At 61.0% G+C, this 13,261-nt stretch carries 12 protein-coding genes; 11 read left to right on the plus strand and 1 reads right to left on the minus strand.

What is annotated here, in order from left to right; genetic code table 11:
* Positions 1-137 precede the first annotated feature (137 nt).
* The gene (locus tag VSQ83_RS10555; protein WP_219263122.1) at positions 138-1,517 is read left to right on the plus strand and encodes an APC family permease; all 1,380 of its coding nucleotides are present in this window, start codon (positions 138-140) and stop codon (positions 1,515-1,517) included.
* Between the two features lie 30 nt (positions 1,518-1,547).
* Positions 1,548-3,038 (plus strand): aldehyde dehydrogenase, encoded by a 1,491-nt coding sequence (locus tag VSQ83_RS10560; protein WP_219263120.1) that lies wholly within the window; start codon positions 1,548-1,550, stop codon positions 3,036-3,038.
* On the opposite strand, the gene VSQ83_RS10565 is transcribed toward VSQ83_RS10560, so the two are convergent.
* Positions 3,035-3,976, minus strand: a complete 942-nt coding sequence (locus VSQ83_RS10565; protein WP_219263118.1) for a LysR family transcriptional regulator — start codon at positions 3,974-3,976, stop codon at positions 3,035-3,037. The two genes, VSQ83_RS10560 and VSQ83_RS10565, sit on opposite strands and share 4 nt — an antisense overlap.
* 143 nt (positions 3,977-4,119) lie before the next feature.
* Between VSQ83_RS10565 and VSQ83_RS10570 the strand changes: the two genes are divergently transcribed.
* The 9 genes from VSQ83_RS10570 (at position 4,120) to dctM (ending at position 13,097) form a co-directional block, all read left to right on the plus strand.
* Positions 4,120-4,947 (plus strand): FAS1-like dehydratase domain-containing protein, encoded by an 828-nt coding sequence (locus tag VSQ83_RS10570; RefSeq protein WP_326426565.1) that lies wholly within the window; start codon positions 4,120-4,122, stop codon positions 4,945-4,947.
* 22 nt (positions 4,948-4,969) lie between these two features.
* A complete protein-coding gene (locus tag VSQ83_RS10575; protein ID WP_219263116.1) occupies positions 4,970-6,133 on the plus strand; it encodes an acyl-CoA dehydrogenase family protein in 1,164 nt (387 codons plus the stop codon).
* Positions 6,134-6,177: 44 nt separating this feature from the next.
* The gene (locus VSQ83_RS10580; RefSeq protein ID WP_219263115.1) at positions 6,178-6,570 is read left to right on the plus strand and encodes a VOC family protein; all 393 of its coding nucleotides are present in this window, start codon (positions 6,178-6,180) and stop codon (positions 6,568-6,570) included.
* Entirely contained in the window at positions 6,567-7,949 is a 1,383-nt protein-coding gene (locus VSQ83_RS10585; protein ID WP_326426567.1) for an MmgE/PrpD family protein, read from the plus strand. The genes VSQ83_RS10580 and VSQ83_RS10585 overlap by 4 nt, the downstream gene beginning before the upstream one ends.
* Positions 7,946-9,151 carry a CaiB/BaiF CoA transferase family protein gene (locus VSQ83_RS10590; RefSeq protein ID WP_326426569.1) on the plus strand — a complete coding sequence of 402 codons (1,206 nt, stop codon included), beginning with the start codon at positions 7,946-7,948 and terminating at the stop codon, positions 9,149-9,151. The genes VSQ83_RS10585 and VSQ83_RS10590 overlap by 4 nt, the downstream gene beginning before the upstream one ends.
* A 50-nt stretch (positions 9,152-9,201) precedes the next feature.
* Entirely contained in the window at positions 9,202-10,029 is an 828-nt protein-coding gene (locus VSQ83_RS10595; protein ID WP_326427701.1) for an HpcH/HpaI aldolase/citrate lyase family protein, read from the plus strand.
* Between the two features lie 63 nt (positions 10,030-10,092).
* On the plus strand, positions 10,093-11,085 hold the full coding sequence (locus tag VSQ83_RS10600) for a TRAP transporter substrate-binding protein (RefSeq protein ID WP_133076916.1): 993 nt from the start codon (positions 10,093-10,095) through the stop codon (positions 11,083-11,085).
* A gap of 96 nt (positions 11,086-11,181) precedes the next feature.
* Positions 11,182-11,820 carry a TRAP transporter small permease gene (locus VSQ83_RS10605; protein ID WP_326426571.1) on the plus strand — a complete coding sequence of 213 codons (639 nt, stop codon included), beginning with the start codon at positions 11,182-11,184 and terminating at the stop codon, positions 11,818-11,820.
* Complete coding sequence (gene dctM / locus VSQ83_RS10610) at positions 11,817-13,097, plus strand: C4-dicarboxylate TRAP transporter large permease protein DctM (RefSeq protein WP_219263110.1); 1,281 nt, start codon at positions 11,817-11,819, stop codon at positions 13,095-13,097. Before VSQ83_RS10605 ends, dctM begins: the two co-directional genes overlap by 4 nt.
* The last annotated feature ends 164 nt before the right edge of the window (positions 13,098-13,261 follow it).

A 13,261-nucleotide genomic window follows, 5' to 3' on the forward strand; every position in this document is an offset into this window, starting at 1 on the left:
ACCCCGCGTCCGGGGTGGTGGGCGACATCGTTACATCGCCCTGCGTGCACATCACCACTTTCAACGAATGATTCACTAACGGTATCGATTTCATCGAATGCCGCGGCGCCCTGCATTCCAATTTCCAGGAGTCAGCAATGAATACAATAACAAACGTGGCCGATACTCCCTCCCATCATTCCCCCTCCAGCGCAACGTCGGCCCGCAGGTTTCGACAACCACTGGGCCTTGTCGGACTGGTTCTTTTCGGCCTGGCCTACATGGTCCCGCTGGCGGTGTTTACCACCTACGGCCTGGTCACTCAGATGACCAAGGGGCACCTGCCTACCGCCTACCTGTTGACGCTCGCGGCCATGCTGCTGACCGCCTACAGCTATGGACGCATGGTTCAGGCACACCCCTATTCAGGATCGGTCTACACCTATACGCGCAAGGCATTTGGTGCCTATTTCGGCTTTCTTGCCGGCTGGACGTTATTGCTGGACTACATCTTCCTGCCGTTGCTCAGCTATTTGCTGATCGGCATCTACATGTCCGAGTACTTTCCCGCAGTTCCGACCGCGGTGTGGGTGCTCGGCTCCATTGCCCTGGTGACGGTACTCAACCTGGTGGGTATCGAGTCCATCACTCGGGTCAACTGGATACTGATCGTTGCCCAACTGGTCTTCATCGTGGTGTTCGTGGCGTTGTCAGTGAACACCCTGAGCGGGCGTTCCGAACCGCTTTCGCTGCTCGAACCCTTCCACCATGAAGGCTTCAGCGTGCCGTTGATCATGACGGGGGCAGCCGTGCTGTGTCTGTCATTTCTGGGTTTCGATGCGGTGTCGACCATGGCCGAAGAAACCCCTGACCCCAAGCGTACGATCCCGCTCGCCATCATGGTGGTGTCGTTGGTCGGAGGGCTGCTGTTTCTGGTGGTTTCGTATTGTGCCCAAATGGTTTTTCCGGAATGGAACAGCTTCGCCGACCCGGATTCGGCGTCGGTGGACGTCATGCGTCGCGTCGGTGGCGAACTGTTGGTGACTGCGTTTACCGCGACCTATGTGGCGGGCTGTTTCGCCTCGGCAATGGTGTCCCAGGCCAGTGTCTCCCGTGTGCTGTTTGCAATGGGACGGGACGGAGCATTGCCCCGCGTACTCGGCAGGCTGGTCTCGAAAAAACGGGTGCCTGCCAACGCGATCATCCTGGTCAGTCTGTTCTCGCTGATTGCCCTGTTCATCACCCTGGATACCGTCGCCAACATGATCAGCTTTGGCGCGCTGTTCGCGTTCTCGGCGGTGAATCTGGCAGTGATCAAGCATTACCTGATTGATCAGAAGCTGCGCGGACGCCGCAACTACCTGATGTACGCCGTGTTGCCGGGGCTGGGGTTCCTCAGCACCCTCTGGTTGTGGACGAGCCTTTCGAGCATGTCGTTCCTCATTGGTCTGTGCTGGATGGGCCTGGGGCTCCTGTGTCTGCTGGGCGTCACCCGGGGGTTCCGGGTGGGCATGCCGGATTTGAAAATCGCGGAATAACTACAAAAACATCCACTTGGGAGTACTGACATGTTCAACCTTGACTACTGGCAGCAGCGTGTTGCCCGCCAAACCTTCATTGACACCGCCCTGATCGACGGCCAGCCAGTGAGCTCGATGTCCGGGGCGACCTTCGACGCCATCAACCCGGCGACCAATCAATTGCTGGCCCGTGTCGCCGCGTGCGGCGAACAAGAGGTCAACCTGGCAGTGCGCTCAGCACGGCGCGCCTTCAACACAGGCCCTTGGCGGCGCATGGCCCCGGGGGAGCGCAAGAAAATCCTGATCAGGTTGTCCGGGCTGCTGATGGACCATCGCGAAGAGCTGGCGCTGCTGGATTCGCTGAACATGGGCAAGCCGGTGATGGATGCCTACAACGTGGATGTACCCGGCGCCGCACACGTTTTTGCCTGGTACGGCGAAGCCCTCGACAAGGTCTATGATCAGGTCGCACCTACGGCTCACAACGCACTGGCCACCATCACCCGGGAAGCGCTGGGGGTTGTTGCCGCGGTGGTGCCGTGGAACTTTCCGCTGGACATGGCCGCCTGGAAACTGGCCCCCGCGTTGGCTGCCGGTAACAGCGTGGTGCTGAAACCGGCGGAGCAATCACCATTTTCTGCGTTGCGCCTGGCCCAGCTCGCCTTGGAGGCCGGTATCCCGGAAGGAGTGCTGAACGTGGTGCCCGGCCTGGGCGAGAGCGCCGGCAAGGCCCTCGGCTTGCATCCGGACGTTGATTGCCTGGTGTTCACCGGTTCCACCCAGGTCGGCAAGTACTTCATGCAGTACGCCGCGCAGTCCAACCTCAAGCAGGTCTGGCTGGAGTGCGGTGGCAAGAGCCCGAACCTGGTGTTCGAAGACTGCCAGGATCTGGACCTGGCTGCGGAAAAAGCCGCCTTCGGCATTTTCTTCAATCAGGGTGAAGTGTGCTCGGCCAACTCCCGGCTCTACGTGCAGCGCTCCATCCACGACGAATTCGTCGAGCGCCTGATCAGCAAGTCCCGCGCCTGGTTGCCCGGTGATCCCCTGAACCCTGGAAGCGCTGCGGGCGCCATCGTCGACAGCGAGCAAACAGCCCGCATCATGAAAGCCATCGGTCAGGCCACTGCGAGTGGTGCCACGCTGTTGAGCGGTGGGGAACAGCTGACCATCAATGGCTCTTCAAACTTTATCCAGCCGACGATATTTGCCAACGTGAACAGCGCCATGAGCATTTCCCGTGAAGAGGTGTTCGGTCCCGTCCTGGCCGTCAGCGCCTTTGATACTGAAGAGGAGGCCGTGGCGCAAGCCAACGACAGCATTTACGGGCTGGCGGCGTCGGTGTGGAGCGATGACCTGAATCGTGCCCACCGTGTGGCCCGTGCCCTGAATGCCGGTACGGTGTCGGTCAATACCGTCGACGCTCTGGATGTGGCGATTCCCTTTGGCGGAGGCAAGCAGTCCGGTTTCGGGCGCGATCTGTCGCTGCACTCGTTTGACAAGTACACGCAGCTGAAAACCACCTGGTTTCAGTTGCGTTAAGCCGGGGTGGGAGCGGGGTGATCGGACGGATTCAGAGGCTGGGCAGAACCCTCGTTTTGCGCCAGCAACCTATCTATCAAGCTGCGGATGACCTTTGGTAGCGCCTCAAGATCACGGACCAGAATGCTTCGCTCCCGCACGCGCCAGGGCTCGTCGAGCTCGATGACTGACAGGCCCATGGTCTGTTGATGTCGACGGGCCGAAGACTCCGGCAGGATGGCCAGGCCAACGCCCGCTTCGACCATCCGGCACATCGCTTCAAAGCTGTAGACCTTGATCCGCATGTTCAGCGTATTGCCGTGCAGGGCCACCTGTTCGCTCAAAAAACGCAGCAGGGTAGTGCCTTCGTGCAAACCGATGTGCGCATAGGCCAGGGTCTCCGCCAGCTTGATGGTTGTGCGCCCGGCCAGGGGATGGTCGAGGGGCGTGACCAGTACCAACTGGTCAGTACTGAAGTGTATGACCTGCAAACTGTCGGCCTCGACCGGGCCGGCAATGATGCCCATGTCCGTCGAGCCCTCCAGCACGCCCCGAACAATGTCGCGGCTCAACCGCTCCTGCAGGTCAACCGTCACCCCCGGACGTTCGGCGAGAAAGCCTGCAAGGATCTCGGGCAAGAACTCCGTGGCCGCCGTGGTGTTGGCAAAGATCCTGATATGCCCCGAGGACTCGGTGCCGTACTCGGTAAACTCGCTTTTCAGGTAGTCCACCTGCCGCATGATCACGCGGGCATGGTGCAGGAACAGTTCCCCCGCAGGTGTGAGTTCAACGCCCCGACTGTCACGGTAGAGCAGGCGGCTGGCGAGGTTTTCTTCCAGGCTTTTGATCCGGGCGCTGGCGGCTGCCGGGGAGATGAATGCCTTGCGCGCACCTTGGGTCATGCTGGGGGATTCGGCGATATGGATAAACAGGCGCAGGTCGACGAGATCAAAGTGCATGGCAGATTTTCCCAGGGCATGAATGCTGCTGTGTGGCTGCGGCGTTAAGCAAAACCGAACGCCCCCTTACCGAAACGCAGATTCACAGATCGCTGTGCTTTTGGCAATCATGGTCAAAATAACAAGCCACGGGGCAATCACCGATGAGCGATAACGCACTGTCTGCCTGGATCGGTCGCACTGAAGAGTGCCATGACTGTCTGAGCCTTAACCTGGTTACCCGCATCGCCGCGACCTTCGGCGAGCAGGCACCACTGGCCGGTGAGCCGCTGCCGCCATTGTGGCAGTGGTGTTTTTTCCAGAGCGCAGTGGCGCCGGGGGAGCTGGGTGGCGATGGCCATCCGGCACGCGGGGGCTTCCTGCCACCCGCCGACAATCGCAACCGCATGTGGGCGGGCGGTCGTATCGAGTTCCACATCCCGCTGAAGGTGGGCGCTCAGGCGACGCGCCTCTCCACCATCACCGATGTCCAGGAAAAACACGGCAAGACCGGCGCTCTGCTGTTTGTCACGGTGCAGCATGACTACCTTCAAGACGGCCAGCTGGCGATCCGTGAAGAACAGGACATCGTCTACCGCGAGCCGACGCCTCCCAAGCTGGCGAGCGGCGACCCGATGCCCGAAGGCGCCTGGCAGGAGTCCGTCACGCCTACCCCCACCTTGTTGTTCCGTTATTCGGCCGTGACCTTCAATGGGCACCGCATCCACTACGACTGGCCCTATGCGACCGAGGTCGAGGGCTACCCGGGGCTGGTGGTTCACGGCCCGCTGATGGCCACGCTCAGTGTGCGCGCGTTCTGCCGGGCCAATCCCGATGCACGGCTGCGCCGCTTCGCTTATCGCGGCCTGCGCCCATTGATTGCGCCTCATCCCTTTGACGTGAGCGGTCGCATTGCCGCGGCGGGCAGGGCTGAGTTGTGGGTGGGCAATGCTGAAGGTATTGCCCAAAAGAGCGAAGTGACCTTCGACTGAATAATGACAATAAGGATCTGCAATGAATCCGTATCTGAACGAAGACTACAACGCTATTCGCGAGGGTGTGCGCGCCCTGTGTGCCGACTTTGCGGCGCAGTACTGGCGCAGGATTGACGAAGAAAAAGGCTTTCCTGAAGCGTTTGTGGCCGCCATGACCGAGGCCGGCTGGCTGTCGGCGATGATCCCTGAACAGTACGGCGGCTCGGGCCTGGGGCTGGCCGAAGCGTCGATCATTCTGGAAGAAGTGAACCACTGCGGCGGTAACTCCGGCACCGTGCATGGCCAGATGTACAACATGTTCACTTTGCTGCGCCACGGCAGTGAAGCGCAAAAAAGCTATTACCTGCCCAAGCTGGCCAGCGGTGAGCTGCGCCTGCAATCCATGGCCGTGACCGAGCCCACCACCGGCACCGACACCACCAAGATCAAGACCACGGCCGTGCGCCAGGGCGACTCCTACGTGATCAACGGCCAGAAGGTCTGGATTTCGCGGGTACAGCATTCCGACCTGATGATCCTGCTGGCCCGCACCACGCCGCTGGCCGACGTGCAGAAAAAAGTCGACGGCATGTCGATCTTCCTGGTGGATTTGCGCGAAGCCATCGGCAACGGCCTGACCGTGCAGCCGATTGCCAACATGGTCAATCACGAAACCAACGAGCTGTTCTTCGACAACCTGCACATCCCCGCCAGCAGCCTGATCGGCGAAGAGGGCAAGGGCTTTCGCTACATTCTCGACGGACTCAATGCCGAACGCACCCTGATCGCTGCCGAGTGCATTGGCGATGGCCGCTGGTTCAATGAAAAGTCTGCGCAGTACGCCCGCGAGCGGGAGGTGTTCGGCCGTCCGATCGGGCAGAACCAGGGCGTGCAGTTCCCGATTGCCGAGGCCTACATCGAGCTTGAGGCCGCGGACCTGATGCGCTGGCGTGCGTGCGAGGAGTACGACAGCGGGCGCAGTGCCGGGGCTGCGGCCAACATGGCCAAGTACCTCGCGGCCAAGGCCAGCTGGGAAGCAGCCAACACCTGCCTGCAGACCCACGGCGGTTTCGGTTTTGCCAATGAATACGACGTCGAGCGCAAGTTTCGCGAGACCCGTCTGTATCAGGTGGCGCCCATCTCCACCAACCTGATCCTGTCCTATGTGGCCGAGCACCTGCTTGAGTTGCCGCGTTCTTTCTAAGCATTGACCCGAATTTACATCTGGAGCCTTAACGGAGATTAAGCATGCAGATCAGCCATCTCGACCATCTGGTACTGACGGTACGTGATATTCCCAGGAGTCTGGATTTCTACAGCCGTGTGCTGGGTATGCAGCCGGTAGTGTTTGGCCAGGGGCGCCATGCCCTGTCGTTTGGTCAGCAGAAAATCAACCTGCACCAGGCCGGTGCCGAGTTCGAACCCAAGGCTACGCATCCACTGCCGGGGTCGGCCGACGTGTGCTTCATCGTCAATGACCGACTGGACATCGTCATCGAGCAGTTGCACGCCCAGGGCGTGAAGATTTTGGAAGGCCCGGTCATGCGTACAGGTGCGCGGGGACCGATCCGCTCGATTTACCTGCTTGATCCGGACCTCAACCTGATCGAACTTTCGAATGCCATGGAGAACGCTGAATGAGTCAGCACACACAAGCGCTCACCGGGTTTTTGGCCAGCCTGCACTACGAGCAGTTGTCCGAAGCCGTGATCAGCCGTACCGAAGACCTGTTTCTCGACTGGCTGGGCTCGGCCCTGGCCAGCCAGGGCTCGCACCCCATCCCGTTGTTCGAGCGCTATGGCGCAATGATGGGCCCGGCCAGCGGACCGGCCACAATCCTGGTCAGCGGCAAGACCAGCTCCGCGTATTTCGCCGCGCTGATCAATGGCGCCAGCTCACACCTGGTGGAGCAGGACGACCTGCACAACAGCTCCGTGCTGCACCCGGCGACGGTGGTATTTGCGGCGGTGCTGGCCGCTGCCCAGGATCTGGGTAAAACGGGCCGCGACCTGATCGTGGCCGCCGTGGCCGGTTATGAAGCCGGCATTCGTATTGGTGAATTCCTCGGTCGTTCGCACTACCGCATCTTCCACACCACGGCCACGGTCGGCACCCTGGCGGCGGCAGTGGGGGTGGGCAAGTTGATGGACTTCAATCAGGAGCAGTTCACCCACCTGCTCGGCACTGCGGGCACCCAGGCGGCGGGCCTGTGGGAGTTTCTGCGCGATGCGGCAGACTCCAAACAGCTGCATACCGCCAAGGCAGCGGCCGACGGCCTGTTGGCGGCCTACCTCACCGCCGAGGGCCTGAGTGGCGCTAAAAATATTCTCGAAGGCGAGCAGGGCATGGCCGCAGGAATGTCCAGCGACGCCAATCCGGCATGCCTTTCCGACAGCCTGGGCAGCCGTTGGGCCCTGATTGAAACCTCGTTCAAGTTTCACGCCTCGTGCCGCCACACGCACCCGTCGGCGGATGCCCTGCTGGAGGTGATGCAGCGCGAGAATCTGCGGGCTGAAGACATTGCCAGCGTGATCACCCGAGTCCATCAGGGCGCCATCGACGTGTTGGGGCGTGTGCAGGTGCCACAGACCGTTCACCAGGCCAAATTCTCAATGGGCACGGTGCTGGGCCTGATCGCCGTTTACGGCAAGGCCGGATTGCCCGAGTTTCATCAACATGCACTGACCGATCCACGCATCGGGGCATTTCGCGACAAGGTAAGCATGGTGCTGGACGAGCACGTCGACGGCGCCTACCCGCAGCGCTGGCTGGGCCGTGTGGAGGTGACGACGGTGCAGGGCCGGACGGTGTCCGGCAGCATCGATGAGCCCAAGGGCGATCCGGGCAACACCCTGAGCCGCGCCGAGCTGGAGGACAAGTTTCGCCGCCTGCTGGCCTTCTCGGGAGCGTGCAGTGACGAGCAGGCGACGGGGCTTGTGGAGCTGGTGTGGCACCTGCGCCATCTGGACAACCTGGACGTGCTGACCCGCACTGCCGCTCCTGCAGGGACTGCATCATGAACGACACGGCATTCAAACCCCGCCCGCTGGACGGCATCACTGTTGTCAGTCTGGAACACGCCATCGCGGCGCCGTTTTGCACCCGTCAGCTGGCTGACCTGGGCGCGCGGGTGATCAAGATCGAACGCCCCGGCTCCGGTGACTTTGCCCGTGACTATGACGAGCGGGTCAATGGCCTGGCCTCGCATTTCGTGTGGACCAACCGCTCCAAGGAAAGCCTGACCCTGAACGTCAAGCAGCCGGACGCGGGAGAGGTTCTCGACAAGCTGCTGGCCACGGCCGATGTGCTGGTGCAGAACCTGGCGCCGGGTGCCGCGCAGCGTATGGGGTTGTCGTTCGAAGCCCTGCATGAGCGTTTTCCCAGGTTGATCGTCTGCGATATCTCCGGCTACGGCGAGGGCGGGCCCTACGAGCAGAAAAAGGCTTACGACTTGCTGATCCAGAGCGAAGGCGGCTTTTTGTCCGTCACCGGCGGGCCGGGGGAAAACGACATGGCCAAAGCCGGTTGCTCCATTGCCGATATCGCGGCGGGCATGTACGCCTACACCGGCGTGCTTTCGGCCCTGCTGTTGCGGGACAAGACCGGGGAGGGCAGCCGCATCGATGTATCGATGCTGGAAAGCCTGGTGGAGTGGATGAATTACCCGATGTATTACGCCTACGACGGCGCGGCACCGCCTCCGCGGGCCGGGGCCGCCCACGCCACAATCTACCCCTACGGACCGTTCCCTGCGGGGGACGGCGGTACGGTGATGCTCGGCCTGCAGAACGAGCGTGAATGGCAACAGTTCTGCGACAAGGTGTTGCTGCAGCCGGGGTTGGCGGACGACGTACGCTTTAATGCCAACGCGCGGCGCTCGGACAATCGTGCCGAGTTGCGGGCCATCATCGTTGACGAATTTGCCCGCCTGAGCGCCGATGAAGTCATCGCACGGCTCGACGGGGCGTCGATTGCCAATGCCCATGTCAACGACATGGCCGGGGTGTGGGCCCATCCGCAACTTCAGGCCCGTGACCGCTGGCGCGAGGTGGACAGTCCGGTCGGCAAGTTGCCCGCACTGCTGCCACCGGGACGCAACGTCGCTTTTGAACCGCGAATGGATGCTGTGCCGCGCCTGGGCGAGCACACCGACAGCCTGCTTGGCGAACTGGGCTATGGCGCCACGGACATCCAGCGACTCCACCAACAAGGAGCGGTGTGAGGCCCTCGCCTCACACTGCGGTACGGAGCATTGCCATGAATAAAATTGCCATGAATAAAACAGTCATTCGATCAGCGCTGTTTGTACCCGCCACTCGCCCCGAGCGTATTGCCAAGGCGCTGGCAAGCGGCGCCGATGCGGTCATCGTCGACCTTGAGGACGCCGTGGCGGAACACCTGAAGGTGCAGGCGCGGTCCAATCTGGAGGCGTTTCTGGAGGCCAATCCCGACGCTCGGGTGCTGGTTCGCATCAATGCGCCGCAGCATGAGCAACAGGCGGCTGATCTGGACCTGTGCCGTCGCCAGCCCGGTGTGGTGGCGGTATTGCTGCCCAAGGCAGAGAGCGCCGTGCAGGTCGAATTGGCGGCGGCTTGCGCCAAGCCCGTCTGGCCGATCATCGAAAGCGCCAGGGGCTTGCTTGAAATAAAAGCCATCGCCCGGGCAGCGGGGGTTGAACGACTGACGTTCGGTGCCCTGGACCTTGGCCTGGACTTGGGCTTGAGCAGCACGAGCGCCGCAGCGCAGCGCATGCTCGACCAGGCCCGCTATGCCATTTTGCTGCACAGCCGACTGGTGCAACTGGCGCCGCCGCTGGACAGCGTTTTTCCGGATATCAAAAACATCGAGGGCATGGCCCGAATGGCTGCCGATGCCCGGGACATGGGATTTGGCGGCCTGCTGTGCATCCATCCCAGTCAGGTTGCACTGATTCACGACACCTACATGCCGGGGGCTGAAGAGCTGGACCGGGCCCGGCGGATTCTGGCTGCGGTTGAGTCCGCAGGCGGGGTGTTCGTGGTTGACGGGCAGATGGTCGATGCGCCGGTGATCGAGCATTCACGGCGAATCGTGCGGCGGGCAGGGGCTGCGCCTGTCTGACTCAAACCGCACGAAGGCAACACCAGGCACTACCAAACTTATAACAACAAGAGGTATGTACCCATGTTCAAGCACACCCTTATGGCTTTGGCCTGCGCACTTCCACTCTTGACCGGTCATGCGGGCGCGGCCGATCCCATCAGTATCAAGTTCGCCCACGTCGTCGCCGAACACACCCCCAAGGGGCAGGGCGCGCTGCTGTTCAAGAAGCTGGCCGAGGAGCGCCTGCCAGGGCAGGTCAAGGTCGAGGTCTACCCGAACTCCTCGCTGTTCGGTGACGGCAAGGAAATGGAAGCGCTGTTGCTGGGGGACGTGCAACTGCTGGCGCCGTCGCTGGCCAAGTTCGAGCACTACTCCAAACCGATCCAGATCTTCGACCTGCCATTTCTCTTCGATGATATCCATGCGGTTGACCGCTTCCAGCAAAGCCCGCAAGGCCAGGCCCTGCTCACATCCATGGAAGGCAAGGGCATTACCGGCCTGGGTTATTGGCACAACGGCATGAAGCAGTTGTCCGCCAACAAGGCCCTGCAGGAACCCAAGGATGCCCGGGGTTTGAAGTTCCGCGTACAGGCTTCCGCCGTGCTCGATGAGCAGTTCAAGGCCCTGCGCGCCGCGCCGCGCAAGATGAGCTTTGCCGAGGTCTACCAGGGCTTGCAGACCGGGGTGGTCAATGGCACCGAGAATACCTGGTCGAACTACGAGAGCCAGAAAGTGTATGAAGTGCAGAAGTTCTTCACCGAGTCCAATCATGGCGCGATCGACTACATGGTGATCACCAACACCAAGTTCTGGAACAGCCTGCCACCGGATGTGCGCAGCACCCTGGATGAGGTCATGGCCGAGGTCACGGTGGAGGTGAACAAGCAGGCAGAGGTGCTGAACCAGGCCTCACGGCAGAAGATCGTCGATTTTGGCAACAGCGAAATCATCAGCCTGACCCCGCAACAACGGGAGCAGTGGCGTGAAGCCATGCGCCCGGTGTGGAAGAAGTTCGAAAGCGCCATCGGCCCGGATGTGATCGAAGCCGCCGAAAAAGCCAACCAAAGCAGCTAAGGCCTTGTATGTCGTTGGCGACCCCGGGTGGGGTCGCCCGCGTTTGCATCGGTTCCATGTGTCGCTTTGCGACCGCTTTTTCAAGGGAGATAACCCATGCACGCAGTTGTTCGTGTCTGGAACCACGCGGAAGAAATGCTGGTGGCGTTCCTGCTTGCAGGAATGACCCTGGTCACATTTTCCTATGTGGTGTTCAACAACCTCTACGGCATTTTCTACTCGCTGGGAGATTCACTTCCGTTTGGCAACGAAGCCTTGCTCAGCATCGGCGACGGTATTTTGTACATCGCCCAGGAGATGACCTGGAGCGTGGCGCTGACCAAGGCGATGTTCGGCTGGCTGATTTTTGTCGGCCTGGCCTGGGGCGTGCGGATTGGCGCGCACATCGGTGTCGACTTGCTGGTGCGCCAGTTCAATCCTGCCAACCAGCGCCGCGTGGCCTTGCTCGCCGTGGCCATCTGCCTGGGTTATTGCGCCTTGATGGCCTACTCCAGCGAGCAGTGGGTTGCCACCTTGTATCAAGTGGGGACCAGTGCCGAAGACCTGGACCGATTCGGCATTGCCCAATGGCAAATCGTAATGATCGTACCCATCGGTTTTGCCCTGATGTTCGTTCGTTTTCTACAGATTTTCATTCGTATCGCCCAAGGCAAGCAGCAGGGACTGGGCTTGCACAGTGAGCTGGATGACGCCGTCAAGCTGGCGGAAAACGACAAGCAGGGGACCGACCAATGACCATTACCTTCCTTTTTGTCGCCCTGTTCGTGCTGATGTTCATTGGCATTCCGGTGGCGATTTCCTTGGGTTTGTCCGGGGCCATGACCATCCTGTTCTTCAGCAACGACTCGGTGCGTTCCCTGGCGATCAAACTGTTTGAAACCAGCGAGCACTACACACTGCTGGCCATTCCGTTCTTTCTGCTGTCTGGCGCATTCATGACCAGCGGTGGCGTAGCCCGTCGCCTGATCGACTTCGCCAACGCTTGCGTCGGTCACATCAAGGGTGGCCTGGCCATCGCAGCGATCCTTGCCTGCATGCTGTTTGCCGCACTGAGCGGTTCGTCGCCGGCCACGGTGGCTGCGGTGGGTTCGATCGTCATCGCGGGTATGGTGCGTTCCGGCTACAAGCAAGACTTTGCCGCCGGTATTGTGTGCAACGCGGGCACCCTTGGCATTCTGATTCCACCGTCGATTGTCATGGTGGTGTACGCCACCGCGACCGAGACATCGGTGGGCAAGCTGTTCATGGCAGGCGTTGTGCCGGGGCTGTTGCTGGGCCTTGTATTGATGATCACCATCTACATCATGGCCCGCGTGAAAGACATGCCATCGCTGCCACGGGCCTCGTTCAAGGAAATCATGGTCGCGGGCCGAAGGGCCGGTTGGGGCCTGATGCTGATCGTGATCATTCTGGGCGGTATCTACTCGGGCATGTTCACACCGACCGAAGCGGCTGCCGTGGCCGCCGTCTATGCCGCGTTCGTGGCCATCTTCATCTACAAGGACATGACCGTACGCCAATGCCCGAAAGTAATTATCGAAGCGGGCAAGCTGAGTGTGGTGCTGATGTTCATCATTGCCAACGCCATGCTGTTCGCCCACGTACTGACTACCGAGCAGATCCCGCAGTCGATCACGGCCTGGGTGGTGGAGCAGGGTTTTACGCCGATTGAGTTCCTGCTGGTGGTCAACGTCGTGCTGCTGGTTGCGGGCACCTTTATGGAACCGTCCGCGATCATCCTGATCCTTGCGCCGATTCTGTTTCCGATTGCGATGCAACTGGGCATCGACCCGATCCACCTGGGCATCATCATGGTGGTGAACATGGAAATCGGGCTGATCACACCGCCGACCGGGCTTAACCTGTTTGTCACCTCGGCGGTGACGGGCATGCCGCTGACCCGCGTGGTGCGAGCGGTATCGCCGTGGCTGCTGGTGATGCTGGCGTTCCTGGTGCTGGTGACGTATGTGCCGTTTGTTTCCCTGGCGTTGCCGAACTGGTTGGGGATGTAGTTGTAGCCGCTTCGCGCTCGATCGACACGCGGGATGGGTGACGAATCTGTAGTCGCTGACGAGCCGTGCGAGGCTGCGATCGGCTGCGCAGCAGTCGTAAAGTCAGCTTCCACGGTTAATCAGGGATACCGCGCGTGCCGGTTTTGCGACCGCTTCGCGCTCGA

The sequence above is a fragment of the Pseudomonas sp. DSV-1 genome (assembly GCF_035830915.1).
Lineage (GTDB): Bacteria > Pseudomonadota > Gammaproteobacteria > Pseudomonadales > Pseudomonadaceae > Aquipseudomonas.

Coding starts and splice junctions, on each gene's coding strand:
- VSQ83_RS10555 (WP_219263122.1), top strand. CDS start 138: ATGAATACAATAACAAACGTGGCCGATACTCCCTCCCATCATTCCCCC.
- VSQ83_RS10560 (WP_219263120.1), top strand. CDS start 1,548: ATGTTCAACCTTGACTACTGGCAGCAGCGTGTTGCCCGCCAAACCTTC.
- VSQ83_RS10565 (WP_219263118.1), bottom strand. CDS start 3,976: ATGCACTTTGATCTCGTCGACCTGCGCCTGTTTATCCATATCGCCGAA.
- VSQ83_RS10570 (WP_326426565.1), top strand. CDS start 4,120: ATGAGCGATAACGCACTGTCTGCCTGGATCGGTCGCACTGAAGAGTGC.
- VSQ83_RS10575 (WP_219263116.1), top strand. CDS start 4,970: ATGAATCCGTATCTGAACGAAGACTACAACGCTATTCGCGAGGGTGTG.
- VSQ83_RS10580 (WP_219263115.1), top strand. CDS start 6,178: ATGCAGATCAGCCATCTCGACCATCTGGTACTGACGGTACGTGATATT.
- VSQ83_RS10585 (WP_326426567.1), top strand. CDS start 6,567: ATGAGTCAGCACACACAAGCGCTCACCGGGTTTTTGGCCAGCCTGCAC.
- VSQ83_RS10590 (WP_326426569.1), top strand. CDS start 7,946: ATGAACGACACGGCATTCAAACCCCGCCCGCTGGACGGCATCACTGTT.
- VSQ83_RS10595 (WP_326427701.1), top strand. CDS start 9,202: ATGAATAAAACAGTCATTCGATCAGCGCTGTTTGTACCCGCCACTCGC.
- VSQ83_RS10600 (WP_133076916.1), top strand. CDS start 10,093: ATGTTCAAGCACACCCTTATGGCTTTGGCCTGCGCACTTCCACTCTTG.
- VSQ83_RS10605 (WP_326426571.1), top strand. CDS start 11,182: ATGCACGCAGTTGTTCGTGTCTGGAACCACGCGGAAGAAATGCTGGTG.
- dctM (WP_219263110.1), top strand. CDS start 11,817: ATGACCATTACCTTCCTTTTTGTCGCCCTGTTCGTGCTGATGTTCATT.